We start from the raw sequence: 26,144 nt of genomic DNA on the forward strand, positions 1-26,144 counted from the left end.
TCAGGTGCGGCCCGCTCAGTCGGGGGCGTCCGTCGGGGCCTCGTAGCCGACCGGTAGCTCGGGGACGGTGCTCGTGCCAGTGTGGAACGCGGTGACCGCCAGAAGCGTCGGGTTCGGCGCTTCCTCGGGATGGCCCGCCTCGTCGGTGACGTCCGGGACGAGCTCGATCGTCAGCCGGTCGGTGGTGACCGGTTCGAACACGTGCACCCTCGAGACGCCGACGGAACCGGCTCCGACGAGCGTGCGGCCGTCCGCTGTCCGGACCTCGTGGCGGTCGATGAGCTGTCCGGCTGCGAGGTCCTCGTGCAGCCGGAGGTGATCGATGGTGACCTGCTCCGCGAACGTGACGGTGACCGTCGACCCGTCGGTGGTCAGCGTTCCCGGGATCGGCTGTGCGAAGCGTCGGTCGCGCTCCGCGGCCCAGGCGGTCACCCGTTCCACATCGGCGTCGGGGAGGAGTCCGCGAGTGTCTGGTGGGAGATTGAGGAGCAGGTTCGCTCCGAGTCCGACGGACCGGTAGAAGATCGCGAGCAGATGCTCGACCGACTTCGGCTCGTCGTCCGGGTGCCAGAACCAGCCGCGGCGGATCGAGACGTCGCACTCGGGCGGCAGGTAGAGGGCCTCCTCGAACCGGCTGGTGACGACCGTGTAGTTGCTGAAGTCGGTGTGGTCGACGACGTACCGCACCGGGTCTTCGGCGAGACCGTTCTCGTTGCCCACCCAGCGGATCGTCGGGGCGCCCATGTTGAACACCATCGCCTGCGGCTGGAGTCGTTCGATGATGGCGGTGATGCCGGGCCAGTCGTAGGTGTACCCCTCGGACCCGGCGCCGTCGAACCACAGCTCGACGAGCTCGCCGTAGTTCGTGCACAGTTCGGTGAGCTGCCGGGCGTACACCTCGGCGTAGCGCGCCTCGTCGGCGTACTCGGGAGCGTGGCGATCCCACGGCGAGAGGTACAGCCCCAGTCCGAGGCCCGCCTCGCGACAGGCCGCTGCAAGCTCGGCCACGATGTCGCCGTGGCCGTCCTGCCACGGAGAGGATGCGACGCTGTAGTCGGTCGTCGCGGTCGGCCAGAGACAGAACCCGTCGTGATGCTTCGCGGTGAGGATGACGTATCGGGCGCCGATCGAGGCCGCCACGCGCACCCACTGCCGTACATCGAGGTCGCTTGGATCGAAGCTCGAGGCGGGCAGGGTGCCGTCGCTCCACTCCTTGCCGGCGAAGGTGTTGACGCCGAAGTGGAAGAACACGCCGAAGCCGTCCTGTTGCCAGCGCAACTGGCCCTCGGTCGGGACGGGACGGTGCTGGCGGTGGTGCGACTGTTGACTCACTTGACTCCTCCTGCTGCGACGCCTCGGTGGAACCATCGTTGCAGCACGATGAACACCACGAGGACCGGGACGACGGCGATGATGGATCCGGCCATCACGACCCTGGGGTCGAACCCGAACGACGACGCCGAGAGTCGTGCGAGTCCGAGCGAGACGGTGAACGACGACTCGCTCCGCAGGACGAGGAGCGGCCAGAGGAAGTCGTCCCACGCGGTGATGAAGGAGTTGACGACGACGACGAGCATCGCGCCGATGGACGACGGCAGGAAGAGGGCGGTGAACCGCTGCCACTCCGAGGCTCCGTCGAGGAACGCGGCGTCCTCGATCTCGTCGGGCACCGCCGTGAACGCGGCCCGCATGATGAGGACGTTCATCGCGGAGACCGCACCGGGGAGCCACGCGCCGACGAGGGTGTCGAGCAGGCCGAGCTCCTGGGTCATGAGGAAGAGCGACACCATGATCGACTCGAAGGGCACGACCATCGACACGATCAGCACGGTGAAGGTGACCCGCCGCCCGCGCCAGCCGCGTCGGGAGAGCATGTACCCGGCGGCGGTCGGCAACACCACCTGGGAGGCGATGGTGAGGGCGCAGACGATCGCGCTGTTCGTCAGGTAGGCGTCCATGGGGATCTGCCGGAAGATCGTGACGTAGGCGTCGAGCGTCGGCGACTGCGGGAACAGGGTGGCGTCGCGTCCGAAGAGTGCTTCGCCGGAGCCCTTGATCGACGACAGGAACTGCCACAGCAACGGGCCGACGGAGATGAGGAGCACGAGGAGCAGGAGCGCGTACCGCACCGGTGTCGTCCTCGACCAGCGTCGACGCCGACGCCGCAGGAGCGGTCGCGCGGGTGGCTGCCCGATGTGCGCGATCATGCGTCCCGCTCCCCGCCGAAGCGCTGAGCCAGCACGGCGAACACGGCGGTGAGCGTGAAGAGCGCCACGCTCGCGGCCGCGCCGTAGCCCGCGTTGCCGGTGATCGGGTCGAGCGCTGCGTCGCGGATGAAGAACGGGAGTGTCCGCGCTTCGCCTCCCGGGCCACCGGTGGCGCCGCCGAGCAGATAGACCTCGCTGAACACGCGGAGCGACCCGATGCCGGCGAGGAGCCCGACGAGGAGCATCGTGAGGCGGGTGCCCGGCACCGTGATGGTGAGGAACCGTCGTGTCGGGCCGGCGCCGTCGAGTTCCGCCGCCTCGTACAGCTCACGGGGGATGTTGGAGAGCGCCGCCAGGTAGAAGATCAGATACCACCCGAGCCCACGCCACACCGTGAGGGCGATGGCGCTGAGCAGGATGAGCGACCCCTCGGAGAGGAACGGCACCGCCTGCTGGATGAGACCGACCCGTTGGAGCATCGTGTTCACGGGCCCCTGTTCACCGAGGAGGTTCTGCCAGACCAGCCCGACCGCGACGACGGACGCCACGATCGGAGCCGCGTAGGCGGAGCGGAAGAACCCCATCCCGGGGAGCCGGGTGTGGACGAGCTGCGCGAGCAGCAGTGGGAGGACGATCAGCAACGGGACGGCGATGATCGCGTACAGCACGCTGTTGCCGCTCGCGGACCAGAACGCGGGGTCCTGCAGGATCGAGCGGTAGTTGTCGAGGCCGACGAACGCTCCACCCATGCCGAGCGGGGAGGTGTCGGTGAACGACAGCGCGATGGTCCCGACGAAGGGCCCGACGCTCCAGATCGTGATCATGAGCAGCGCGGGTGCGCACCACAGCAGCGGCACCCAGGGCGGTCGATAACGCGCCGCCCCGTTGAGGTGGATCGCGGTCGTCATCGAGCATCGGCTCCGATGACCCGGTTGGCCGCGTCCTGGGCGGCCCGGAGCGCCTCACGCGGTGCCTTCTTCCCGGTGAGCGCCAGCTGGAGCTCGGCGTTGACCGCGTTCGCGACCGCGTCGCTCCACTGCACGATGGTGACGATCTCCGCTTCGTCGGCGAGGTTGACGGCGAGACGGTTCGCCTCGTCGATGGGTGCGGTACCGGTGATGTCCGTGAGCTTCGGGATGCCGAGCGACTCGGTGGTGCTCGGAAAGTTCTGGATGCGTGGGTCGCTGATGAAGCGGTTCTGCTGCTCGGCGGCGAGGAGGAATCGCGCGAAGGCGATGGCGGTGGCCGGGTTGGTGCTCGTGCTCGGGACACCGATGGTCTGTACCTCGGCGATCGCCGTGCCGCGGCGGTCGAGGAGGGACGAGACGCCCACGTGCTCGTAGACGCCCGGGTTGCCCTCCTGCACGTACCGGAGCGACGAGGCGTTCGGTGACCCCCAGACGGTCGCGCCCTGGGTGAACAGGGCGGTGGGCTCGTCGTCGGAGGCGATCGAGTCCTTCGGGATGCCGCCGGCCAGCGCGAGTCGCGTCATGCGCTCGGTCCACTCCTGCACGGCCGGATCGTCGGCGAAGACGAACGCCGAACCGTCGTCGGCGATGACCTCGGCCTCCTGCAGCTGCCACTCGAGCGGGAGTCGCAGACCGAGACTCGCGGAGAAGGCACTGAACTCGCCGTTCGACCGTTCGGCGACCTGATCGGCCGCGTCGAAGAGTTCCTCGAAGGTGGTCGGCGGCTGTTCCGGGTCGAGCCCGGCGCGCTGCATGAGCTCGGTGTTGTACGTCTGGAGGCCGATGAGGCCCCAGTACCAGGGGAGTACGTAGTGGTGGTCGTCGCCGGGGAGGACCAGGCTGTCCCAGAGGCTCGGGATGAAGTCGGCGCCGATACCCGGTGACGCTGCGTCGAGGTCCGCGAGGAAGCCCTGTTCGCGGAGCCCGCCGGCGGTGGCGAGCGGCATGTTCACGACGTCCGCCAGCGAGCACGCCTGCGCGTCCGCGACGAGCCGGGTGGCGAAGCTGCCGTCGCCAGGGTCGTCCTCCCAGGTGACGGTCGTGCCGGGGTAGGCGGCTTCGAACTCCTCGATGAGCTCGGTGAAGTACTCGGAGAACGAGGCCTTCAGCGCGGTGGTCTGGAAGGTGATCTCGCCGGACGGCGTCGCATCGACCGGCGTGCCAGCGGCGAATTCGTCGGCGATCGCGCAGCGACCGACACGCTCGCCCCCGGCGTCGCCCGTGCACGCGGAGAGCGCGACCAGCGTGGCGGCTGCAGCGGCGATCGACAGGGTTCGTTGGTGCTTCATGGGGGCTCTCCTCGTCCGCGGACGGGTTCGTCAGCCATCCTTGCATATCGAGGATAGACATGAGGTATGTGATATGCAAGCCCTGTGTACAAAAGCCTCATGAGGGCTGCTTGTGGAGTGCACTCAGCCGTCCAGTCGACGGAACCGCACGGTCGTGGCCGGATATCGGTGGCCCATGGCCGGGAATCCCTCGGCAGGGTTCGCGGCACCCGTCAGAATGAGGGCATGACCGAACAACGCGCCGTCCTCGATGCCACCGTCAGCTTCCTGAACGGCGGCGGTCTCGCCGTCGAGGACTTCCGTCTCGACCTGCCGCCCGCCATCGCGCAGACGAAGGGGAAGGCGCAGCAGCAGGAGGTCGGTCGGCTGCTCGTCACGCACCTCGGGCTCGCGATGGTCGGCGAGATCCGCATCACCAAGCTCGAGATCGTGCGCGAGCAGCACAAGGGCTCCCGCGGGATCCTGGCGGCGGCTGCTGCGGCCGGGCTCGAGGTCCCGGACAGCGCAGCGCATGCGAACGCCGTGCGCCCCCGTCCGGCGGGCGCACTCGTCGAACTCAGCCACCCGATCCGTGCCGGCCTCCGCACCTACCCGGGGTTGCCGGAGCCCGTGATCCGTCCGTTCCTCACCCGTGAGGACTCTCGCCCGAAGTACGCCGAGGGCACCGAGTTCGCGATGGACATCATCGAGATGGTCGGCAACACCGGCACCTACCTCGACAGCCCGTACCACCGCTACGCCGGCGGCGGCGACCTCGCGAGCCTGACGCTCGAGCAGCTCGTCGACCTCCCGGCCGAGGTGTTCCACCTCCAGGACTCGGCGGAACGCGGTATCGGCGCGAACGTCTTCCTCGACCGCGACCTGCGCGGGACCGCCGTCCTCCTGCACACCGGGTGGGACCGCCACTTCGCGACCGAGGCCTACACGAAGGACGCTCCCTACCTCGCCGAGGACGGGGTGCGGTACCTCGTCGAGCAGGGCGTGGTGCTGGTCGGCATCGACTCCATCAACATCGACGACACCGAGCCGGGATCCGGTGGCGCGCGTCCCGCCCACTCGCTGCTCCTCGAAGCCGGGATCCAGGTGGTCGAGCACCTCACCGGCCTCGAGCAGCTCCCCGCGAGCGGCGCCGCCTTCACCGCGACGCCACCGCTCGTCGAGGACTTCGCGACCTTCCCCGTCCGCGCCTTCGCGCGACTGCCCTAGGCGCGGTCCGAAGACCGTCCTCGCGGTGCCGGCGGCGCGCTGAGGACGGTCCCGATCACTCCTCGATCTCGGCCCGGAGCAGTGCCGCATCGGTGTGCTGCTCCAATCGCTCGTACGCGTCCGCGAGCTCGGCCGTGACCGTCGTCCAGTCGGGCGAACCGGCAGGAAGGCGTCCGCGAGCCGACCGGAACAGGTCGACGGCACCGGCGTGGTCGTCGACGGCGACCCGCGACCTCGCCGCGAACACCTCGGCCACCGCCGCGCCGTTCTCGTCGCCGGCGGCCACGAACCCCGCAGCGGCGAGCCGAGCCGTCGCCGTCGCTTCGTCGGCACGTCCGAGCGCACCGAGCGAGCGTGCCTCCGAATCGGTGATGTCGGCCACGAGCCACGCCGCCTCGTGCGCCGAGGCGATGTCACGAGCCTCCGAGTAGAGCGGCAGCCCGGTGTCGTCGCCGAAGGCCGCCCGTGCGCTCGCCGCACGCTGGAGTGCCTGGACGAGGAGCTGCGGGTCGCCCAGACGGCGAGCGGCGGCGAGTGCCTGGTCGATGACCTCGATCGCGTCGTCGTCCTCGAACTGGACGAGGAGCGTGCTCAACCCGAAGCCGGTGCGGATGACCACCTGGTCGTTCCCCACGGACGCGGCGTCGTCGATCGCGGCGCGCCACACGCCGTACGCCATGCCGTGTTCGCCGATCATGCGCGCGGCCTCGCCCATGTTGGCGAGCAGGTCCGCGAGCTCACCCGGCGCAGCGTGCTCGCGCTTCGCCTGGTAGACCTCGTCGTAGTGCTCGAGCGCCGTGGCGGCATCGCCCGCGAACTGGAGGTACCGCGCGAGTTGGAGCGTGAGCGAGTCGAGGTCGGCGTACTCCGCCCGCTTCGCGTGGGTGATCGCCAGCTGCATGCGGGCCGCGGCCTCGCGATCGCGGTCGGCGTCGCTCAGGAGGGCCGCGGAGAGGGTGCATGCCTGGATGATGCCGAGCCGGTTGCCGAGGAGGGTCTGGAGCGCGACGAGCTCGTCGGCGAGCGCGACCCCCTCGGCGAAGGCCCCTGCCCCGCCGAGCATCCGGGTGCGGAGCGTCAATGCCGGGAGGCGGACCGACGCCCGCTGCCCGGGCTCGAGGAGCGGATCGAGGAGCTCTGCCGCCTCCTCGATCCGGCCGGTCACGGCGAAGAGGTGCGCGTGCAGGAGGCGGGCCGGTGGGCCTGCCTCGCCCGGATCGTCGACCGCGGCGGCGAGCACGGCCTCACCCGCGAGTCGGTCGGCGATCCCCATGAACCGTTCCGCGGACTCCTGCTCGGTCTGCGCTCCCGCCAGCTCGAACGCATGGCGTGCGGTGACGACGAGCGTGTGGATGAGCCGGTCCGCGTCGACGGGGACGAGACGCGCGTCGTCGAGCTCGGCGAGCAGAAGGGTGAGCCGGTCCTCGGTCGCCGTGCCGAGGAGGGCCACGCCGAAGCGGGCCTCGACGTCGGCGACCGCGATGCGTCCGGCCGCGCGGAGCGCCGTACCGCGGTCGGCCCAGGCCGTCGCAGCGCGGTCGTCGTCACCCTCGATGACCGCTGCCTGCGCGATCGCACCGAGGAGCCCGGCGCGGAGGTTCTCGTCGGGATCCGCGTCGTCCGCCAGGAGCGCGAGGCCCTGCTCCGCGGCGACGATCGCAGCCCGCGGATCGGCGCTCTGCAGGAGCGCGGAGGTCCGTTCACGCCACTCGGCGGCCGTGGTCGCCGGCTCCGGCTCGGCGACGGGGGCTGCGAACCCCTCGACCGACAGCGGGAGGTCCCAGTGCTCCGTCGCGAGTGCCCGCGCGGCCTCGAGTCGCTCGGTACGGAAGCCGTTGCCGTTGCGTTCGTCGAAGGCACGGGTCAGGTGCTCGGCGGCCGCCCAGGCGCGAGCCGCGACCGCGGTGACGGTCCAGTCGGCGGCGTCGGTCGACTCGGTGCCGAGGTACCGGGCGAGGTCCGGGGCGTCGGCACCGCGGACGGGCAGATCACCGTGACCGGCTCGGGCGACGGCATCCAGCAGGACGCCGACCGCGATGAGCCCGTCGGCGTGCCCGGACAGGTTGATGGGATCGTTGACGAGGGTCGGCAGGTGACGTTCGAGCATCGCCAGGCCGCGCGCCTCGTTGCCCGTGACGGCGCAGAACACGAGGTGGTCGGCGATGATGCCGAATCCGTCGGCGTTGGAACGGGCGACCCGGTAGCTGCGCTGGTGCGCCGCCTTGGCGTCGTCGAACCGGCCGGCGCGGAGGTAGGGGAGGAGCGCCTGTGCCTCGCTCGTCTCCGGTTCCTCGCCACAGCTCATGCGGTTCTCGAACATCTCGTCGTAGATCCGGATCGCGTCGTCGTCGTGCCCGCGGAGCTGGTGGAACCAGGCGTCCTCATTGCGCACGCACGCTTCGCAGTGGCTGTACCGGTCGTCCTCGATGGTCGAGCGGCGTTCCAGGAACGCGGCGGCCTCGTCGAGGCGACCGGTCACCGTCGCGATGTGGAACTGCGACTGCACCACGCCGCTCATCGTGGCGCCCGCTGCCGCGTACCGCGCGCGCATGTCCTCGTGCATGGCCTCGATCTGCGCGAGCGAGAAGGTCGGGTTCGTCGACAGCCGGCCGGCCATCCACTTGTACTGGAACAGCAGGTCGCAGCCGTCGACCGTGATCGGGAAGCGCTCCGGGTCTGCATCGTGCTTGCCGACGCACCAGCCGAAAGAGCTGAACATGGCGTCGGTGTCGCCCGTCATGTGCGCCGACTGGGTCAACCGCATGCGGGTCGCGTACGCGGCCTCCTCGTCGCCGGCGGCCTCGGCTCGCCGGAGCGCCTCGTCGAGCAGGGCTCGCTCGGCGGGACCACACGGCAGGGTGTCGGCCTCCTCGAGGAGGTCCTGGACGCTCGCGTCGGGATCGATGTCGTTCACGGGGGTGGCGGTGGTGTCGGTCATCGGAGTTCCTTGTCGTCGAGACCGACACTGAGGCCGATCAGGTCGGTCATGGCTGCGTCGAGCATGCGGCGGTCGCGTGCTTCGAGGGGGCGGTGCCCGGCGAGGAGCGCCTGGACGTAGAGCAGTTGGATGCTGCGCTCGAACACGAGGTCGTCGTCGAGGGTCGCCAAGCGGCGGACGAGCGCCGCGTTCCAGTTGAGGCAGAGCCGGGCTGCGGTGTCGGCCTCAGTACCTCCCGGGCCGGCGTCGGCGAGGAAGGAGTCGACGGCCCCGACGACCTGCGACCAGATACCCGGCGCGACCGAGGCGGCCCGGTGCCGCTCGAGCCGGCGGAGCACGGACGGGTCGGCGACGTACAGCGCGGCGAGGTCGTCCGGCCGGTACCGGCGCACCGAGACCCGGCACTCGACCTCGGCGAGCACGCGGCTGGCGCGGTCCTCGAGTGCCGTCGTCGCGGCGAGGTCGTCCAGGTGCGGCGGCTCGAGGTTGTCGAGCTCGTCGGCGACCGTCACCCGTTCGACCCGCACGCCGTCGATCAGGTGGGGCAGCCGCTCCAGGATCTCCTGGTCGTACACGTACCCGCCGTTGACGATCGGAGAGGCCGGATCGACGACCGCGGCGATCTGACGGAACTCGTCGCGGGAGGCCGTGTACCGGATGACGCCGGTCTGCGACAGATGTTCGTCGATCGTCATCGTGCCGGCTGAGGTCTCGATGGGGAGCCACCGGACGACGGCACTCGCGAGGTCGTCGTCGTGAGCGGCGATCGCCTTGATGCCGAGCTGGTGGACGCCGATGAACTCCTGGAGTCGGTGCGGCCGCTGGCGGGCGAGATCGAGGATCCACCGTCGCAGGGTTGCTCCGATGGCCTCGCGGGTGAACTCCAACGCGTCGTCCTGCACGAGCTGCTCGCGCGACGCCGTCGGGCGGAGCCCCGTCGTGTCGACGATGCAGCGGACGAAGAACGCCCACTCGGGCAGCAGATCGTCGATCTGTTCGCTCAGCAGCATGCCGCCGAGGTAGACGCGGCTCGCCTGCCGGGCGCCCGGCGGAGGCGGTGAGGGGAGGACGAAGGCGGTGCCCCGGGTGCCGGTGCCGGGCACCACGATCTCGACGGCGTCGAACGGGCGCGTCCCGAGGAGGTCCTCCCCGAACGCCAGGAGCGCCTCGCGGGTCGTCGCCTCAGCCGTCCGGAACACCGGGTCGACGTTGATGCGCACCGGGTGGTCGGGGGCGGAGGGATCGACCACCTCGACGTCGAGGTCGAGGAAGCGTCCGAACGTCGTGGCGAGGCCGAGCACCGAACCGTGCCCGAGCAGACTGCCGTCGTGCATCGGACCGTCGATGCGTGGATCGAGGACGACCTCGGAGCCGATCGGCATGGCGGCGGTCGCGGCGTCGTCGAGTTCTCGGATCGTGAACGTGCCGTCGGCGTCGCCGATCCACTCGATGGCCGGACCGCCACGAGCCGAGCGGCTGCGGACGGTGATGGTGTCGGCCACCATGAAGCAGCTCAGCAGACCGATGCCGAACCGGCCGAGGTAGTCGCCGCGCTGGAGTTCGTCGAGGTCGCCGCGCTTGGAGCTGCGGCCGACCGTCGCCAGGAGTTCTGCGGCCTCGTCGCGGGTGAGCCCGACACCGTCGTCGCGGAATCGGAACGGCGAGCCCGCCTCCGAGCCGGACGGCGGCACGTGCGGGGTGATGCGGAGTCTGCCGGGAGGTGCCGTCGGGTCGTCGGCGCGACGGGCTGCGACGGCGTCGCGTCCGTTCTGCAGGAGCTCGCGGAGGTAGACGCGCGGTCCCGAGTAGATGTGGCGGCTCAGCAGGTCGACGACTCCGCGGAGGTCGACCTGGAACGGCAGCGGGGCTCGGGAGTGGTCTGGCATGGCTCTCTTCCGTCGGCGGCTGCGGGGCCTGCATCGGGCGTCTGTGCGGGGTGGATCGGGCTTCAGGCAGACGGACCGCGACCGGTTCATCTGCAGCCGGATCAGCCTAGCGAACGTCGTGAAACGGATGCTGGGCGGTCGCCTGGGAGTCGGTGAGACGACCCTGCTCCCCAGGGCCTGTGGAGCGAGGTCGACGCCGATCGGTCGTCCTGGGGTGTCGCGAAAACGCATCCCCGGCTGCTAGCCTTGACGCCTCTTCTCGAATCGATTCGACATCGATTCGGACCACCCCTCCACCCCCCCGCACCTCGCTAGGAATCCGTTCACCAGTGCACACCGCAGGAATCACCGTCGTCCACCCCGGCGACTCGCTCTCGGGCAGGCAGCGCCTCGTCTACATCCTCGTGCTCGGCGCGCTCACCGCACTCGGGCCGTTCACCATCGACCTCTACCTGCCGGCGTTCCCGATCCTCGAACAGGACCTCGACGTCCCGGTCAGCCTCATCCAGCTCACCCTCACCGGGACCACGATCGGCTTCGCGGTGGGCCAGCTCTTCATGGGGCCCTGGAGCGACAAGGTCGGCAGGCGTCTCCCGCTCATCCTCGCGACGAGCATCCACATCGCGGCCTCGGTGGGCGCCGCATTCGCGCCCGACATCGGATGGCTCATGGTGTTCCGCGTGCTGCAGGGCGCCGGTGCGGCGGCCGGTGGTGTGGTCGCGATGGCGATGGTCCGCGACCTCTTCGGTGGGAAGCCGCTCGTGCGGATGCTGTCGCGACTCGCACTCGTGAACGGGCTCGCGCCGATCGCCGCCCCCGTGATCGGGTCGCAGCTCCTCCTCGTCCTCGACTGGCGCGGACTCTTCGTGTTCCTGGCCGCCTACGGACTGTTCGTCGTCATCGCGGTGTCGCTCTGGATCGTCGAGACCCTGCCTCCGGCGCGGCGTCGCGACGCCGGCCACAGCACCGTCCGCGACCGCTACCGCTCGGTGTTCAGCGACCGCGTGTTCGTCGGTGTCGCCCTCATCGGCGGCATGAGCTTCTCGGGCCTGTTCGCCTACCTCTCGAGCTCGTCGTTCCTCTTCCAGGAGGTCTACGACTTCGACGCGCAGGAGTACGGTCTCCTGTTCGCGGTGAACTCGCTCGGCATCGTCGCCGGGGTGCAGATCTCGTCGCGCCTCATGCGCTGGTACGGGCCGCAGTGGATCCTCGCGTGCACGACCATCGTGCAGCTCATCTCGGCGGTCACGATCGTCGCGCTGACGATGGCGGACGTCGGGCTGTTCGGTGTGCTGGTGCCGCTGTTCTTCTTCATCCTGTCGTGCGGCTTCGGCTTCCCGGCGGTGCAGGTGCTCGCACTCGCGAACCACGGGCACGAGGCCGGGACGGCGGCGTCGCTCCTCGGGGCGCTCAACTTCGGTCTCGCGGGGCTCATCTCGCCGATCGTCGGTGTGCTCGGGATCGGTACCGCGATCCCCATGGGTGCCGTGATGGCCGCGACCTCGGTCGTGTCGGTGTGTGCGCTCTGGTTCATCGTGCAGCCGAAGAAGGTCCCGGCCCTCGCCGGCTGACCTGGTGGGCTGCGCCAGCGCGGTGCGCTGACGTGAGCGCGGGCCTGTGGCGTGAGCGCGGGTCTCCGGAGCGGCGCGCTCACGGCTGCGACCCGCGGTCGCGCCAGTTCGGGCTCGCTCACGTGGCCGCACCGCGCTGACGCCGGTCCCGGGCGGTTCGGGCCGGCGCACCGCGCTGACGCCGGCATCGGGGCCGGATCGGGCGGGCGGGTCCCGGTCAGACGGAGGGGTCCACGCCGTCGACGTAGGTCCACGCGCCGGTGTCCTTCGAGAACCGACTCCGTTCGTGCTGGCTCCCCGCGGAGCCCCGCACGCCGGGAACCTTGTGGTGCGCGACGAACTCGACCATCCCCTCGGTGTCGAGCAGCCCACCTCGGGACGTCGCGACGATGTCGAGCCGGTACCAGCGGAGCGAGTCGTCCAACTCGAGCGATGCCGGCTTGGTCGACGGATGCCACGTGCGCAACAGGTACTCCGGGTCGCCGACCGCGAAGGCCGAGAACCGTGACCGCATGAGCGCCTCCGCGGTCGCCGCCGACGACTGGCCTCGGTGCAGGCGGCCGCAGCAAGCGCCGTACGTCTCACCGGACAGGCAGGGGCACCGCGCGTCGTCGGCGAGGGCAGCGGTTCGGGCGTCGGTCGTCACTGCTCCAGTATCGCCCGCCAGGCTCGCGGGTCGTGCTCGCCGGACGTCGGTTGTCACTGCCCGTCGGCACGCGTCCGGTGGCGCATCGGCGCGGCGATCAGCACGACATCCTCTCGGCGCAAGCCCGCGCGTGAGACATGCCCGACACGGCATGATGGGACGATGACGGCACCCGACGACCACGACGATCCCGCAGCTGCACCGGCTCCCGAGGTGCACGAGGCGGTCTCGCCCGCGCTCGACGAGTCGGGTTCGCTCGCGATGGATCCGGACCCGGCGTCGATCCGGCCCGATCCGAAGCTCGCCGCGAAGGTCTCCCGGCGGTGGCCGTTGATCAGCGGCGCGATCGCCGTGGTCCTCGTCCTCCTGCTCGGCGTACTGCTCTTCCAGCGCGGTCCGAACGCCCCGTTCGGGTTCGACGAGGAGTGGATGCAGGAGGTCCTCGAGGAGCGTTCGCCGTGGCTCGTCCAGGCTGCGCTCGTCATGAACTGGCTCGGCGGCGGGGTCGTCGCGATCTTCGTCGTGCCGCTGCTCGGGATCGCCGTCCTGCTGCTGTTGCGCCGTCCATGGGCCGCCCTGTACTTCGCGCTGGTCTCCGCCTTGAGCGCCGGAGCAGTGCAGATCATCAAGAACATCGTCGGTCGGTCACGGCCCGAGGACATCCTCGTCCACGCCGACTTCGGTTCGTTCCCCTCCGGGCACAGCGCGAACGCGGCGACCATCGCGGTCGCGTTCGGGATCATCTTCCCGCGGGTCTGGGTGTGGTTGATCGGTGTCGCCTACACGCTGCTGATGATGTTGTCGCGCACCTATCTCGGCGCCCACTGGGTGAGCGACACGATCGGCGGGCTGCTGCTCGGTGCCGGTGTCGCGCTCATCATCGCCGTGCCGTTGCTGCACCGGATGTCGACCGAGCCGAAGAAACGGGTCCCGCTCACCGACGGCTGATCGAGTGAACGTCCGTCGCTCGTCGCTTGACGTCTACCGCCCGTCGTTCGCGTGCTGCCGTGACGCCAGCGCGGTGCGCTGACCCCAGACCGCTCGGATCGGCGTGAGCGCGGGTCCACCGCCTGGGCGCGCCCCTCCGGAGGCCCGCGCTCACGCCACAGACCCGCGCTCGCGTCAGCGCACCGCGCTGGCGGCCCCATCCCCCCGTGCCGGCGGAGCGGTAGTCTGCTGACAGCCGGGAGCCGGCCGGGGGAGGAGACGCGTGTCGATCACGATGCACGACGTCGCCGCACGAGCGGGCGTCTCGATCAAGACCGTCTCGAACGTCGTCAACGACTACCCGCACGTGAGCGACGCGACCCGCTCCAAGGTCGAGCGCGCGATCGCCGAGCTCGGCTACCGCCCCAACCTCTCGGCCCGGAGTCTCCGCTCCGGCCGGTCCGGCGTGATCAGCCTCATCATCCCCGACCTCCGCAACGCCTACTTCGCGGAGCTCGCCGACGCGGTCATGCGTCAGGCGCGTGCGCGCGGGCTCTCCGTGCTCATCGAGCAGGTCGCCGGCGGTCGCGACGTCGAGCTCGAGATCCTCCGTGGGCCGCGCATGCAGCTGGTCGACGGCATCCTCTACAGCCCGCTCAGCCTCGACCGCGACGACAGTGCACTCCTCCCGGAGGGCCCCATGGTGATCCTCGGTGAGCAACTGTTCGACGGCGACCGCGACCACGTGACGATGGCCAACGTCGACGGCGCCCGCGCGGCGACCGAACACCTGCTCGCGCAGGGCAGACGCCGCATCGTCGCGCTCGGCACCGACCCGCACGACACCCTCGGGCCGGCCGCCCTCCGCCTCCAGGGGTATCGGGAGGCGCTCGAAGCCGCCGGTATCCCCGCCGATCCCGCCTACGTCAGCACGGTCGTCAGCTGGCACCGCAGCGACGGGGCGAACGCGATGCGCGAGGTCATCGCCGCAGGCCTGCCGTTCGACGGCGTCGTCGCCTTCAACGATGCGATGGCCCTCGGCGCCATGCGCGTCCTCCAGGACGCCGGTCTCCGCATCCCCGACGACGTCGCGATCATCGGCTTCGACGACCTGGACGAGACGCGTTACGCCCTCCCGACCCTGTCCACCGTCGACATCGGCCGCGAGGAGATCGCCGAGCGCGCCGTCGAGCTCCTGATCGAGCGGATCGCCGCGCCCGGGCAGCCGGAGGCACCGCGTGCGATCGTCAGTGGCTTCCGCGTCGTCCCGAGGGAGTCCACCGGTTCCGTCACCGCTCACGAGCCCGGATCCAGGGCCGCTCCTTCAACGTTGTAGAGTGCGTACTGGGCGGCCGGGGATGCCGCCGCCGAGGAGGATCATGGCGACCACCCTGCACGACGTGGCGAAGCTCGCCGGGGTGTCCGCCAAGACCGTCTCGAACGTCGTCAACGACTACCCCCACATCAAGCAGGCGACCAAGGAGCGGGTGCTTGCCGCGATCGCCGAGCTCGGCTACCGGCCCAACCTCTCCGCACGCGGGCTCCGCTCCGGCCGGTCCGGCGTCATCAGCCTGATCATCCCCGACCTCCGGAACTCCTACTTCGCCGAGCTCGCCGACGCCGTCATGCACGCCGCCGACCAGCTCGGCCTGTCGGTGCTGATCGAGCTGAGCGGCGGCGACCGGGCACGCGAGGCAGAGCTCCTGCGCGGTGCGCGACTCCGTGCGGTCGACGGTGTCCTCTACAGCGCGCTCCACCTCGGCGACGAGGATCTCGCCGTCGTGGAGGAGGTCACCATCCCGATGGTGCTCCTCGGTGAGCGCATGTTCAACGCGCCGAACGACCACGTGACGATGCGCAACACCGAGGGAGCGCGTGCCGCGACGGAGCATCTGATCGGGCTCGGTCGGAGACGGATCGTCGCGTTCGGAGCGCACCGCGCCGACATCGTCGGTTCGGCCAGTCTGCGTCTCGCCGGGTATCGAGCGGCGCTGGAGGCTGCAGGCATGGTGTTCGATCCGGCGCTCGTCCGGGAGGTCCCGGTCTGGGGTCGCTTCGACGGAGCGCTCGCGATGCGCGCGATGCTCGACGAGGGTGTCGCGTTCGACGGCATCGTCGCGTTCAACGACGCCCTGGCGCTCGGAGCCATGCGCGTCCTGAGTGAACGAGGCGTCGCCATGCCCGACGGGGTCGCGGTCATCGGCTTCGACGACATCGACGAGGGGCGGTACTCCCTGCCGTCGCTGTCGACGATCGCACCGGGACGGGAGCAGATCGCCCTGACCGCCGTCTCGCTGCTCGTCGAGCGGATCGCCGGGGGTGTCGACGACGTGCCACCCCGTCGGGTCTACGCGGACTTCGAACTGGTACAACGTGAGTCGACCACGCCCTCGTCCGCCAGAGCTGAATCCCCATCTCCGAACGTGTCTTGACAGCTGTCGATCGGCACACGAGACTGTTTCTACAACGTTTACCTTCAACGTTGTAGAAGTCTGGACGACGACGTCCCCGGAGAGGATCACGCATGACCACCGCACGCATCGCCATCGACCCGAACGTCACGGTCGCCCCCGTCAACCGCCGGATCTTCGGCTCGTTCGTAGAACACCTGGGCCGCTGCGTCTACGACGGCATCTACGAGCCCGGCCACCCCACCGCCGACGCCGACGGCTTCCGCGGCGATGTGGTGGACCTCGTCACGGAGCTCGGCACGAGCACCATCCGCTACCCCGGCGGCAACTTCGTCTCCGGCTACCGCTGGGAGGACGGCGTCGGGCCGCGCGAGCACCGCCCCGTGCGCCGCGACCTGGCGTGGCACTCGCTCGAGACCAACCAGGTCGGCGTCGACGAGTTCGCCAAGTGGTGCAAGCTCACCGGCAGCGAGATGATGATGGCCGTCAACCTCGGTACGCGCGGGGTGCTCGAAGCGCTCGACCTCCTCGAGTACACGAACCACCCGAGCGGCACGGCGCTGTCCGACCAGCGGATCGCGAACGGCGCACCCGAGCCTTACGGCATCAGCATGTGGTGTCTCGGCAACGAGATGGACGGGCCGTGGCAGGTCGGCGCGATGTCTGCCGACGACTACGGCAAGCTGGCCGCGCGGACCGCGTCGGCGATGAAGATGGTCGACCCGAAGCTCGAGCTCGTCGTCTGTGGTTCGTCGAGCTCGTCGATGCCGACCTTCGGCGACTGGGAGCGCACCGTCCTCGAGCACAGTTTCGACTCGGTGGACTACATCTCCTGCCACGCGTACTACCAGGAGCGCGACGGCGACCTCGGGTCGTTCCTCGCGTCGTCCCTCAACATGGAGTACTTCATCCGGACGGTCGTCGCGGCCGCCGATCACGTGCAGCACAAGCGTCACTCCGACAAGCAGATCCAGCTCTCGTTCGACGAGTGGAACGTCTGGTACCTCGACGAGTGGAACGCGATCGAGGGCACGATCGAGGAGTGGGCCTACGCGCCCCGCCTCATCGAGGACGTCTACTCGGTCGCCGACGCGGTCGTGTTCGGCAACCTGCTGATGACGCTCCTCAAGCACAGCGACCGCGTCGGGTCGGCGAGCCTCGCGCAGCTCGTGAACGTCATCGCCCCGATCATGACCGAGCCGGGTGGCGGAGCCTGGCGACAGACGACGTTCTTCCCGTTCTCGGTCACCAGCCGGCTCGCATCGGGTGTCGTGCTCTCGCCGCGCATCGAGGTCGGCAGCTACGCCACGAAGGTCCACGGCGACGCACCGCTCGTCGACTCGGTCGCGACCTACGACGCCGAGGCCGGGACCGCGGCCGTGTTCCTCGTGAACCGTCAGCAGGACGAGGCCATCACGGTGACCGTCGACGTCTCGGCGCTCGGCGTCGGTTCGATCGTCGAGGCGAACGGCATCCACGACGAGGACGTCTACGCGAAGAACACGATCGACGACCGCGAGCGCGTCGGCCTCGTCGCGAACGAGAGCGCGTCGCTCGCCGACGGCACCCTGACGATCACGCTCCCGCCCGTGTCGTGGACGGCGGTCGCGCTCGGCGCCTGAGTCGGGAAGCGGGCTGCGGGCCCCGGTCTGCGAGTCAGTGGTTTCGACGTTCGCAACTCAGGACGATCACGGCGGGTCTGCCGCGCTCGCGGCGATCGCGGGGCGGCGCGCCGGACCCGTCCTGCGTTGTGGACGTGTCGACGTCGACGGCGGGTGGGGAATCCCTCCCGCCGCCGTCGTCGCGCGGCCCTACAATCGGCACATGACGGCACGGGGCTCCTACGCGAAGGGCGTCGCGCGTCGGGAGGAGATCCTGCGCGTCGCGCTCGCGGTGTTCGCGCGCGAGGGGTACCGCGGCACGTCGCTCCGCGAGGTCGCGCGTGAGGTCGGCGTCAGCCTGCCGGGGCTCATGCACTACTTCGAATCCAAGGAGCACCTGTTCGCGGCGATCCTGCGGGAGCGCGACGCCGTCGACTACGAGGAGTTCGCCGCGGCCGGGTCGCAGGACGCGATCGAGGGTCTGGTCGCGGTCATGCGCCACAACAGCGATGTCCCGGGTCTCGTCGAGCTGTACCTGACCATGGCGGCCGCCGCCGGTGATGCGGAGCACCCGGTGCGCGGGTTCTTCGTCGATCACGTCACAGCGGTGCGTCGGAGCATCGCCGACGTCGTCCGGGATCGCCAGGCCTCCGGGCGGGTCGCCGCGGGCCTCGACCCTGATCACGTGGCGCGTGTCATGGTCGCCCTCGCCGACGGTCTGCAGGTGCAGTGGACACTCGACCCCTCCGTCGACATGGCCGGTGACCTCGAGCGCGCCTGGGTGCTCCTCGTCGGTGACGCCGGCGCGGTGCGCTGACCCGAGCGCGGGTCTGTGGGGCCCGGCGCGGTGCGGTGACGCGAGTGCTGCGTAATCGGCGTGGGCGCGCCCCGGCCGCGTGAGCGCGACCCTCCGGAGACCCGCGCTCACGCGGCTGGGCCGCGCTCGCGTCAGCGCACCGCGCCGGCAGCAGCAACACCGACGGGATTCTTGAAAACCTATTGACCACTCGGGTTTCGCGCCTATACTCAAAGCCGTGCAGTGATCGGTTTCCTGATCCTGCCAGGACAGCACCACCCGCGGGCCAGAGCCGGTCCGCAGCTCAGCGTTGAGAGGAACTCGGATGTCCAACCCACCCCGCCGCCCCAAACCCACCGGCCAGCGTGCTTCGAGCGGCCCCTACGTCAGCCTCGTCACCGGCCCGTCGGGGCCCACGGAACGGGCGTCGAAACGGGTCGTCACCACCATGGCGCTCGCCCAGTTCGGTCTGTTCGTGGCCTTGCTCGCCCCGGTCACCGTGAGCCTCGCCCTCAAGACGCAGCAGCTCGTCCCGGGGGATCAGGCGGCGGTCGTCAACGGCAACGTCCTCTCCATCGCCGCCCTGTTCGCCCTCGTCGCGAACCCGGTGATCGGCCGACTCTCCGACCTCACGCTCTCTCGCTTCGGTCGCCGTCGCCCGTGGATGTTCCTCGGCGCCATCGGCTTCGTCGCCTCGCTCACCATCGTCGCCCTCGCACCGAACGTCCCGGTCCTCATCGCCGGGTGGTGCCTCGCCCAGCTGACCGGCAACGCCATCCTCGGCCCGCTCCTCGCGACGATCGCCGACCAGGTCCCGCCGGAGCAGCGGGGGAGCGTCTCCGCGAACGTCGGAGTCATGCAGAACGTCGGCATCCTCGCGGCGGCGTTCGTGGCCAGCTGGTTCGTCACCGACATGCTGCTGCTCTTCGTCGCTCCGGCCGTCTTCGCGCTCATCACCGTGTGGCTGTACTGCTTCGTCCTGCCCGACCGCGCGATCACCACCCGTCCGGACGTCGGCGGGTGGAAGGGCCTGCTCTTCACCTTCTGGGTGAACCCGCTCAAGCACCCCGACTTCGGCTGGGTCTGGCTCTCGCGGTTCCTCCTGACGCTCGCCTCGTTCCTCTTCGTCGCGTTCCGCCTGTTCTTCCTGCAGGAGGAGGTCGGGCTGTCCCAGCAGGGCGCGGTCGACACCCTGACCATGGGTGTGCTGATCTACACGATCGCGCTCGTCATCACCGCGAAGCTCGGCGGCTGGCTGTCGGACCGGATGCTCAACCGCAAGGTGTTCGTCATCGGGTCGACGGCGGTGTTCGCAGTCGGACTCATCCTGCTCGCCCACACCACGACGGTGCCCATGTTCTACGTCGTCGAGGCGATCATGGGAGCGGCGTACGGCGTGTACGTCGCGGTCGACACCGCCCTCGTCGTGGACGTCCTGCCGAACCCCGACGACGCGGCGAAGGACCTCGGCGTCCTCAACATCGCGAACGCCCTGCCGCAGTCGCTCGCCGGCGCGGTGGGCGCGTTCCTCCTCGGACTCGGCGCGGTCGGCAACAACTACACGGCCCTGTTCTGGGGCGCCGGTGTCATCGCCGTGCTCGGCGCGCTGACGATCCTGCCGGTCCGACACCGCATGACCCGGAACGCCGACGGGACCATCACCGGATCGATCGCGACCCGTGGGTGAACCAGGTCACAGCCTCCCGCACCCCGATCACCAGCTCCACTCCACCACCAGCGATGCCAACGACGGCGTCAGAACGGACGACAACACCATGACCGCACCAGCGCTCTCCGTGCAGCTCTACAGCATCAAGGAGCACCTCGACCAGGGCCTCGACGACGCCCTCGCCCGGCTCGCCGGCATGGGCCTGCGCGAGGTCGAGGCGTTCGACTTCGTCTCCCGTGCGCCCGAACTCCGTGAGGCCTTCGACCGCCACGGTCTCGCCGCCCGCACCGGGCACGCGACCCTCCTCTCCGACGAGATCCGCTTCGGCGACCAGGTCATGCCGGTCGCCTCACAGGAGGAGGTCTTCGCCGCCGCGACCACACTCGGCCTCGAGATCGTCATCGACTCCTTCGTGAGCCCCGACCGCTGGCTCGACGAAGCCGCCGTCGCCGACACGGCGTCCCGCCTGAACGCCGCAGCGGAGCGCGCCGCCGACCACGGTCTCCGCGTCGGCTACCACAACCACTCCCAGGAGTTCGTCGCATCGTTCGGCGGACGCAGCGCGTTCGAGGTCTTCGCCGATCAGCTGCGTGACGACGTCGCGCTCGAGGTCGACCTGTTCTGGGCGGCGACCGCCGGTCAGGACGTCCCCGCGCTGCTCGGCCGCCTCGGCGACCGCGTGCAGGCGCTCCACATCAAGGACGGCCTGCTGCCCGCCGACCCGTTCGCACCGGGCGCCGCACCCTTCGTGCCGACGAGTCTCGACCAGCGACCGTTCGGGCAGGGCGAGGTCCCGCTGCGCGAGTCCATCGCAGCGGCCCCTTCGGCACGCTTCGCGATCATCGAGTTCGACCACTACGGTGCCGGCGACATCTTCGACGGCATCCAGGCGAGCGTCGACGCGCTCGTCGCCGAGCAGCTCGTCTCGACCGAAGCGGTGGTCCGCTGATGGCCGCGGCAGCGCAGGGCACGGCGCGCGCACCGCAGGGCAGTGGCCCGGTCGGTGTCGGGTTCATCGGCACCGGCATGATCAGCGACACCTACCTCGAGCACCTGACCTCGTTCCCCGACGTCCGCGTCGTGATCCTCGGCGACCTCGACGTCGACCGCGCGAAGGCCCAGGCCGAGAAGTGGGGCGTCGGCGAGTGGGGGACCGCCGACGACGTCCTCGCGCACCCGGACGTCGAGCTCGTCGTGAACCTCACGATCCCCGCCGTCCACGCGCAGGTCGCGTCACAGGTGCTCGCCGCCGGGAAGCACGTGTGGACGGAGAAGCCGATCAGCGTCGACCGTGCGAGCGGGCTCGCGCTCCTCGAGCAGGCCGACGCCGCAGGACTCCTCGTCGGCATCGCGCCGGACACGGTGCTCGGCCCGGGCGTCCAGTCCGCGCGTCGCGCCATCGCCCGCGGCGACATCGGTCAGCCGCTCACCGCCCAGACCGTCATGCAGTACGCCGGGCCGGACATCTTCCACCCGAACCCGGAGTTCCTGTTCGCGAAGGGCGGCGGGCCGCTCTTCGACATGGGGCCGTACTACCTCACGACGCTCGTGCAGGTGTTCGGTTCGGTCGCCTCGGTGTCGGCGGCCGGCTCCCGCGGGCGTGCGACGCGGACGATCCAGCAGGGCGACCGCGTCGGCACCGAGTTCGCCGTCGAGGTGCCGACGCACGTCAGCGCCATCGCCCGCTTCGTGGACGGCGGCGTGAGCCAGAGCGTCTTCAGCTTCGAGTCGCCGCTCGCGAAGATGGGCGTCGTCGAGATCACCGGCACCGAGGGGACGCTCGTGATCCCCGACCCGAACATGTTCACGGGCGAGGTGCGGATCACCCGTGCGGCGCCCATCGAGCGGATGCAGCAGGACCCGGAGTGGGAGGTCGTGCCGACCGAGGGTGTCCTCGCCGGCCGCGGGACCGGGGTCCTCGACCTCGCCCGGGCGATCCGTTCCGGCGGCACACCGCTCGCCTCGGGTGCCCTCGGTTACCACGTGCTCGACACGCTCGTCTCGATCGACGAGTCCGTGGTGTCCGGCCAGACCGTCGACGTGGCGAGCCGGGTCGCGCCGGTCCCGCTCGTCGCCGAGGACTGGGACCCGTTCGCCGCCACGCTCTGAGCGCTGTGAGCCGAGCGGCCACGAGCAGAACAGAACCGAGCAGCATCGGACCAGGCTGAGCAAGCCCCCGGTGGTGTCCGTCGCCCCACGTACGCTGAGGCGATGGACACCACCGGTCGGCGCGCCGCCGAGCACGACGCTGATGCGACTCCTCGCCGGCGATGGATCCTCACCGGCCAGCTCGGCCCGACGTTCGACGACGGCGGACCGATCCTGCTCATCGAATCGAAGTCAACCTTCACCAAGCGACCGATGCACCGGGCGAAGGCGCACCTCTTCCTCTCGGCCATCCGACATCGTGCGGCGGAACTCGGCGACCGGGCGGAGTTCCACCAGGTCGACCGTTACGAGGAGGTCGTCGAGGTCGGCGCCGACCTCGAGGTGATCGACCCACCCTCGTGGACGGCTCGGCGCTTCGTCCGTGAGCGCGGACTCCGGGTGCTCCCGAGCCGCGGCTTCGTGACCTCGGAGCCGGACTTCGCGGCCTGGGCGTCGTCGCGGGACGGCAAGCGGCTCCTCCTGGAGGACTTCTACCGCACGGTGCGGGAGCGGACCGGGATCCTCATGCGCGGCGACCAGCCGGAGGGCGGCCGCTGGAACTACGACCACGACAACCGGAACCCGCCGCCGAAGGGAGCCGCCCGGCTCGGTCTGCCCGAGCCACTCTGGCCCGACGAGGACGACATCGACGCGGAGGTCCGGGAGGACCTCGACCGCTGGCAGCGCGACGGACTGGTCCAGCTGGTCGGCGACGACGGGCCCCGGCGCTTCGCGGCCACGGCGGCCGAGGCGGAGGCGGCGCTCGCGGACTTCATCGAGACCAGGCTCGGCGACTTCGGACCGTTCGAGGACGCCATGCTCGGCGGCGACTGGACGATGGCGCACTCCCTACTGAGCGCGCCGCTCAACCTCGGCCTGCTCGACCCGCGCGACGCCGTCGAGACCGTGGTCGCCGAGTACCACGCCGGTCGCGCGCCGCTGTCGAGCGTCGAGGGCTTCACCCGCCAGATCATCGGCTGGCGCGACTACGTCTGGCATCTCTACTGGCACCTCGGTGAGCCGTACCGGACGAGTCACAACGCCCTCGGAGCACACGAGCCGCTCCCGCGTCAGTTCCGTGAACTCGACGCCGCCGCCATCCAGTCCAACTGCCTCCGCGAGACGATCGACGGGATGCGCCGCCACGGTTGGGCGCATCACATCCAGCGGCTCATGGTGCTCGGCAACTGGGCCCTGCAGCACGGGTACGACCCCGTCGCACTCAACGACTGGTTCATCGACATGTTCGTCGACGGCACCCCCTGGGTGATGCCCGCGAACGTCATCGGCATGTCGCAGCACGCGGACGGCGGCATCGTCGCGACGAAGCCCTACGCCTCGGGCGGTGCGTACATCGACAGGATGTCCGACTACTGCGGTGGGTGCGTCTTCGATCCCAAGGTGAGGCTGGGCGAGGACGCCTGCCCCTTCACCGCCGGATACTGGGCCTTCCTCGACCGCGTGGAACCGCGCATCCGGCACAACACCCGTATGGCGCAACCGCTGGCCGGGATGCGCCGACTGTCCGACCTGCGCGCCGTCGTCGACCAGGAGCGCACCCGCGAACGGTGGTGATCGGAGCAGTCGTCCAGCCCCCGCGCGACCCCTCGACCGGTGGGGGACGCGTCGCTAGGCTCGGCACATGACGCCCAGTGATGCAGCATCAGACCCGCAGATCGCCGCACTCCAGGCTGCCGCCGCCCAAGCCCAGGCCGAGCTCGAAGCCGCCCAGGCGCAGGCGGCGCTCGCCGCAGCCAAAGTGAAGGCGGCCGAGGCGGCAGCGGCGCTCGCCGGGGCCGGGATCACCGCGTCGGGCGGGGCCACGGTGGCGGCGTCACCGGTCGAGCCGGCGGGCTCCGGCTCCGCGAGTGATGCGGTGCCCGCCGAGGCCCCATCCGATGTCCCGGCTGACGTCCCGACCGACGACGCGGTCGGTGCCGACGCCAGCAGCACCGCCCCCGGCAGCAGCGGCGACAGTGCCAGCAGTACCGACGACCTCAGCGTCGACACCATCGGCCCGGGCCCGCTCGGCCTCGACGACGTGCTGAAGATCCGCGACGGCTACGTCGTGCACGGCCCGGCGCTCGAGATGGGTGCCCTGGTCAACGGGGAACCGGTGCCCGGCGTGCAGGTCCGCATCCCGCTCAGCGTCATGAACCGGCACGGGCTCGTCGCGGGCGCCACCGGAACCGGGAAGACCCGCACGCTCCAGGGCCTCGTCGAGCAGCTCTCGGCGGCCGGTGTCCCCGTGTTCGCCGCGGACATCAAGGGCGACCTCTCGGGCATCGCGACCCCGGGGGAGTCGAACGAGAAGCTCCTCGACCGCACCCGCGGCATCGGCCAGGACTGGACGCCGGCCGCCACCCCGACGGAGTACTTCGCGCTCGGCGGCGTCGGCAAGGGTGTCCCGATCCGTGCCACCATCGCCGCCTTCGGCCCGTTGCTGTTGAGCAAGGTCCTCGGCCTCAACGCCACGCAGGAGTCCAGCCTCGGTCTCGTCTTCCACTACGCCGATCAAGCGGGTCTGCCGCTCCTCGACCTGAGCGACCTGCGCGCGGTCCTCACCTACCTCGCGAGCGACGACGGCAAGGGCGAACTGCAGGAGCTCGGCGGGCTGTCGGGCGCCACCGTCGGGGTGATCCTGCGGGAGCTCATCACCTTCGCCGACCAGGGCGCCGACGTCTTCTTCGGCGAACCCGAGATCGACACCGCCGACTTCATCCGCCTCGACCCGACCGGCAAGGGCATCGTCAGTCTGCTCGAGGTGCCGGGCGTCCAGAATCAGCCGGCCCTCTACTCGACGTTCCTCATGTGGTTGCTCGCCGACCTCTTCAACACCCTCCCCGAGGTGGGCGACCCCGAGAAGCCGAAGCTCGTGTTCTTCTTCGACGAGGCGCACCTGCTGTTCCGCGACGCGTCGAAGGACTTTCTCGCGCAGATCACGCAGACGGTCCGGCTCATCCGGTCCAAGGGTGTCGGCATCTTCTTCGTCACCCAGACGCCGAAGGACGTCCCGGGCGAGGTACTCGCGCAGCTCGGGTCGCGCGTGCAGCACGCCCTCCGTGCCTTCACCCCGGACGACGCGAAGGCGCTCAAGGCGACCGTGTCGACCTACCCGACCTCCGGGTACGAGCTCGGAGAGGTCCTCACCTCGCTCGGTACGGGTGAGGCGGTCGTCACCGTGATGAACGAGAAGGGGGCGCCGTCGCCGGTCGCGTGGACGAGACTGCGGGCACCGCAGGGACTCATGTCGCCGAGTCCCGACGCCGCGATCGACGCGGCGATCGCGGCCTCGCCGCTGCTCGCGCGGTACGGGACGCCCGTCGATCGTGAGTCGGCGAGGGAGATCCTGACCGCGAAGCTCGAGGAGGCGAACCAGGCCGCGCTCGCCGCCGAGGCCGAACTCGAGCGGCAGCGCATCGCGGCGGAACTCGCGAAGCAGCAGGCCGCCGCCGACAAGGCGCAGGCCGCGGCGCAGAAGAAGGCCGACGCCGAGTACGAACGGTTGCTCCGGAAGACCGCCGGCACGACCCGCCGGACGTCGACGAGGTCGTCGTCGACGTCCTCGAAGAGTCCGCTCGAGGAGATCCTCGGGTCGAAGGCGACGCGGTCGATCCTCACCGGGGTCGTCGAGGGCATCTTCGGGACGCGCCGTCGCCGCTGAGCTGCTGCTCCGTCTCTTCATCGGCGCCCAGGTCTCTGAGCGACTTCCCTGTCCAAAGCGGTGTCTCGCTCCGGGAAGGGCGTCCCTGTCCGGAGCGGTGTCTTGGTATCGGATTGGAGTCCCGGCCCGGAGTGGTGTCCTGGTCCTGCGAGCGGCGTCCTGGTCCCTGAGCGGTATCCCAGTTCCCGAGTGGTTTTCCGGTCCCTGAGCTTGTCGA

The 26,144-nt window shown here is 70.2% G+C and carries 19 protein-coding genes; 12 read left to right on the forward strand and 7 right to left on the reverse strand.

All coding sequences use genetic code 11. The features are described from left to right. Nucleotides 1-15: 15 nt before the first annotated feature. The 4 genes from BIU99_RS01665 to BIU99_RS01680 are packed head-to-tail and all read right to left on the reverse strand — an operon-like array spanning nucleotide 16 to nucleotide 4,464. A complete protein-coding gene (locus tag BIU99_RS01665; RefSeq protein WP_071258858.1) occupies nucleotides 16-1,332 on the reverse strand; it encodes an alpha-L-fucosidase in 1,317 nt (438 codons plus the stop codon). Continuing rightward, nucleotides 1,329-2,207: a carbohydrate ABC transporter permease gene (locus BIU99_RS01670; RefSeq protein ID WP_071258861.1), complete on the reverse strand. Its 879-nt coding sequence runs from the start codon at nucleotides 2,205-2,207 to the stop codon at nucleotides 1,329-1,331. Before BIU99_RS01670 ends, BIU99_RS01665 begins: the two co-directional genes overlap by 4 nt. Further along, entirely contained in the window at nucleotides 2,204-3,115 is a 912-nt protein-coding gene (locus BIU99_RS01675; RefSeq protein ID WP_071258864.1) for a carbohydrate ABC transporter permease, read from the reverse strand. The genes BIU99_RS01670 and BIU99_RS01675 overlap by 4 nt, the downstream gene beginning before the upstream one ends. Beyond that, nucleotides 3,112-4,464 carry an extracellular solute-binding protein gene (locus tag BIU99_RS01680; protein WP_071258866.1) on the reverse strand — a complete coding sequence of 451 codons (1,353 nt, stop codon included), beginning with the start codon at nucleotides 4,462-4,464 and terminating at the stop codon, nucleotides 3,112-3,114. The genes BIU99_RS01675 and BIU99_RS01680 overlap by 4 nt, the downstream gene beginning before the upstream one ends. A gap of 225 nt (nucleotides 4,465-4,689) precedes the next feature. Between BIU99_RS01680 and BIU99_RS01685 the strand changes: the two genes are divergently transcribed. Then, a complete protein-coding gene (locus BIU99_RS01685; RefSeq protein ID WP_071258868.1) occupies nucleotides 4,690-5,670 on the forward strand; it encodes a cyclase family protein in 981 nt (326 codons plus the stop codon). Nucleotides 5,671-5,725: 55 nt separating this feature from the next. Here the strand turns inward: BIU99_RS01685 and BIU99_RS01690 are convergent, their stop codons facing one another. Beyond that, complete coding sequence (locus BIU99_RS01690; RefSeq protein WP_071258871.1) at nucleotides 5,726-8,608, reverse strand: hypothetical protein; 2,883 nt, start codon at nucleotides 8,606-8,608, stop codon at nucleotides 5,726-5,728. Beyond that, nucleotides 8,605-10,494, reverse strand: a complete 1,890-nt coding sequence (locus tag BIU99_RS01695; RefSeq protein ID WP_071258873.1) for an HSP90 family protein — start codon at nucleotides 10,492-10,494, stop codon at nucleotides 8,605-8,607. The genes BIU99_RS01690 and BIU99_RS01695 overlap by 4 nt, the downstream gene beginning before the upstream one ends. 329 nt (nucleotides 10,495-10,823) lie before the next feature. Between BIU99_RS01695 and BIU99_RS01700 the strand changes: the two genes are divergently transcribed. Next, on the forward strand, nucleotides 10,824-12,065 hold the full coding sequence (locus BIU99_RS01700; RefSeq protein ID WP_231884319.1) for a multidrug effflux MFS transporter: 1,242 nt from the start codon (nucleotides 10,824-10,826) through the stop codon (nucleotides 12,063-12,065). 217 nt (nucleotides 12,066-12,282) lie between these two features. On the opposite strand, the gene BIU99_RS01705 is transcribed toward BIU99_RS01700, so the two are convergent. Beyond that, complete coding sequence (locus tag BIU99_RS01705) at nucleotides 12,283-12,711, reverse strand: YchJ family protein (protein WP_071258875.1); 429 nt, start codon at nucleotides 12,709-12,711, stop codon at nucleotides 12,283-12,285. 162 nt (nucleotides 12,712-12,873) lie between these two features. On the opposite strand from BIU99_RS01705, the gene BIU99_RS01710 reads away from it, so the two are divergent. The 10 genes from BIU99_RS01710 (at nucleotide 12,874) to BIU99_RS01755 (ending at nucleotide 25,927) form a co-directional block, all read left to right on the forward strand. Continuing rightward, nucleotides 12,874-13,659 (forward strand): phosphatase PAP2 family protein, encoded by a 786-nt coding sequence (locus tag BIU99_RS01710; RefSeq protein ID WP_231884318.1) that lies wholly within the window; start codon nucleotides 12,874-12,876, stop codon nucleotides 13,657-13,659. Nucleotides 13,660-13,921: 262 nt separating this feature from the next. Continuing rightward, entirely contained in the window at nucleotides 13,922-14,974 is a 1,053-nt protein-coding gene (locus BIU99_RS01715; RefSeq protein ID WP_064294982.1) for a LacI family DNA-binding transcriptional regulator, read from the forward strand. A gap of 43 nt (nucleotides 14,975-15,017) precedes the next feature. Then, nucleotides 15,018-16,070 carry a LacI family DNA-binding transcriptional regulator gene (locus BIU99_RS01720; protein ID WP_071258877.1) on the forward strand — a complete coding sequence of 351 codons (1,053 nt, stop codon included), beginning with the start codon at nucleotides 15,018-15,020 and terminating at the stop codon, nucleotides 16,068-16,070. Between the two features lie 92 nt (nucleotides 16,071-16,162). Continuing rightward, on the forward strand, nucleotides 16,163-17,671 hold the full coding sequence (locus BIU99_RS01725; RefSeq protein ID WP_071258879.1) for an alpha-N-arabinofuranosidase: 1,509 nt from the start codon (nucleotides 16,163-16,165) through the stop codon (nucleotides 17,669-17,671). 202 nt (nucleotides 17,672-17,873) lie between these two features. Next, entirely contained in the window at nucleotides 17,874-18,467 is a 594-nt protein-coding gene (locus BIU99_RS01730) for a TetR/AcrR family transcriptional regulator (RefSeq protein WP_071258881.1), read from the forward strand. 304 nt (nucleotides 18,468-18,771) lie between these two features. Further along, complete coding sequence (locus BIU99_RS01735) at nucleotides 18,772-20,133, forward strand: MFS transporter (protein WP_064294978.1); 1,362 nt, start codon at nucleotides 18,772-18,774, stop codon at nucleotides 20,131-20,133. Nucleotides 20,134-20,221: 88 nt separating this feature from the next. Next, the gene (locus tag BIU99_RS01740) at nucleotides 20,222-21,064 is read left to right on the forward strand and encodes a sugar phosphate isomerase/epimerase (protein WP_071259322.1); all 843 of its coding nucleotides are present in this window, start codon (nucleotides 20,222-20,224) and stop codon (nucleotides 21,062-21,064) included. Then, nucleotides 21,064-22,224, forward strand: a complete 1,161-nt coding sequence (locus BIU99_RS01745; RefSeq protein ID WP_071258883.1) for a Gfo/Idh/MocA family protein — start codon at nucleotides 21,064-21,066, stop codon at nucleotides 22,222-22,224. Before BIU99_RS01740 ends, BIU99_RS01745 begins: the two co-directional genes overlap by 1 nt. Nucleotides 22,225-22,326: 102 nt before the next feature. After that, a complete protein-coding gene (locus tag BIU99_RS01750; protein WP_071258886.1) occupies nucleotides 22,327-23,838 on the forward strand; it encodes a cryptochrome/photolyase family protein in 1,512 nt (503 codons plus the stop codon). A 67-nt stretch (nucleotides 23,839-23,905) separates the two neighbouring features. Then, on the forward strand, nucleotides 23,906-25,927 hold the full coding sequence (locus tag BIU99_RS01755) for a helicase HerA-like domain-containing protein (RefSeq protein ID WP_071258889.1): 2,022 nt from the start codon (nucleotides 23,906-23,908) through the stop codon (nucleotides 25,925-25,927). Nucleotides 25,928-26,144 lie beyond the last annotated feature (217 nt).

The organism is Plantibacter sp. MMLR14_011 (assembly GCF_001865025.1).
GTDB lineage: Bacteria > Actinomycetota > Actinomycetes > Actinomycetales > Microbacteriaceae > Plantibacter > Plantibacter flavus_A.

Coding starts and splice junctions, on each gene's coding strand:
- BIU99_RS01670 (WP_071258861.1), bottom strand. CDS start 2,207: ATGATCGCGCACATCGGGCAGCCACCCGCGCGACCGCTCCTGCGGCGT.
- BIU99_RS01675 (WP_071258864.1), bottom strand. CDS start 3,115: ATGACGACCGCGATCCACCTCAACGGGGCGGCGCGTTATCGACCGCCC.
- BIU99_RS01680 (WP_071258866.1), bottom strand. CDS start 4,464: ATGAAGCACCAACGAACCCTGTCGATCGCCGCTGCAGCCGCCACGCTG.
- BIU99_RS01685 (WP_071258868.1), top strand. CDS start 4,690: ATGACCGAACAACGCGCCGTCCTCGATGCCACCGTCAGCTTCCTGAAC.
- BIU99_RS01690 (WP_071258871.1), bottom strand. CDS start 8,608: ATGACCGACACCACCGCCACCCCCGTGAACGACATCGATCCCGACGCG.
- BIU99_RS01695 (WP_071258873.1), bottom strand. CDS start 10,494: ATGCCAGACCACTCCCGAGCCCCGCTGCCGTTCCAGGTCGACCTCCGC.
- BIU99_RS01710 (WP_231884318.1), top strand. CDS start 12,874: ATGACGGCACCCGACGACCACGACGATCCCGCAGCTGCACCGGCTCCC.
- BIU99_RS01720 (WP_071258877.1), top strand. CDS start 15,018: ATGGCGACCACCCTGCACGACGTGGCGAAGCTCGCCGGGGTGTCCGCC.
- BIU99_RS01725 (WP_071258879.1), top strand. CDS start 16,163: ATGACCACCGCACGCATCGCCATCGACCCGAACGTCACGGTCGCCCCC.
- BIU99_RS01730 (WP_071258881.1), top strand. CDS start 17,874: ATGACGGCACGGGGCTCCTACGCGAAGGGCGTCGCGCGTCGGGAGGAG.
- BIU99_RS01735 (WP_064294978.1), top strand. CDS start 18,772: ATGTCCAACCCACCCCGCCGCCCCAAACCCACCGGCCAGCGTGCTTCG.
- BIU99_RS01740 (WP_071259322.1), top strand. CDS start 20,222: ATGACCGCACCAGCGCTCTCCGTGCAGCTCTACAGCATCAAGGAGCAC.
- BIU99_RS01745 (WP_071258883.1), top strand. CDS start 21,064: ATGGCCGCGGCAGCGCAGGGCACGGCGCGCGCACCGCAGGGCAGTGGC.
- BIU99_RS01750 (WP_071258886.1), top strand. CDS start 22,327: ATGGACACCACCGGTCGGCGCGCCGCCGAGCACGACGCTGATGCGACT.
- BIU99_RS01755 (WP_071258889.1), top strand. CDS start 23,906: ATGACGCCCAGTGATGCAGCATCAGACCCGCAGATCGCCGCACTCCAG.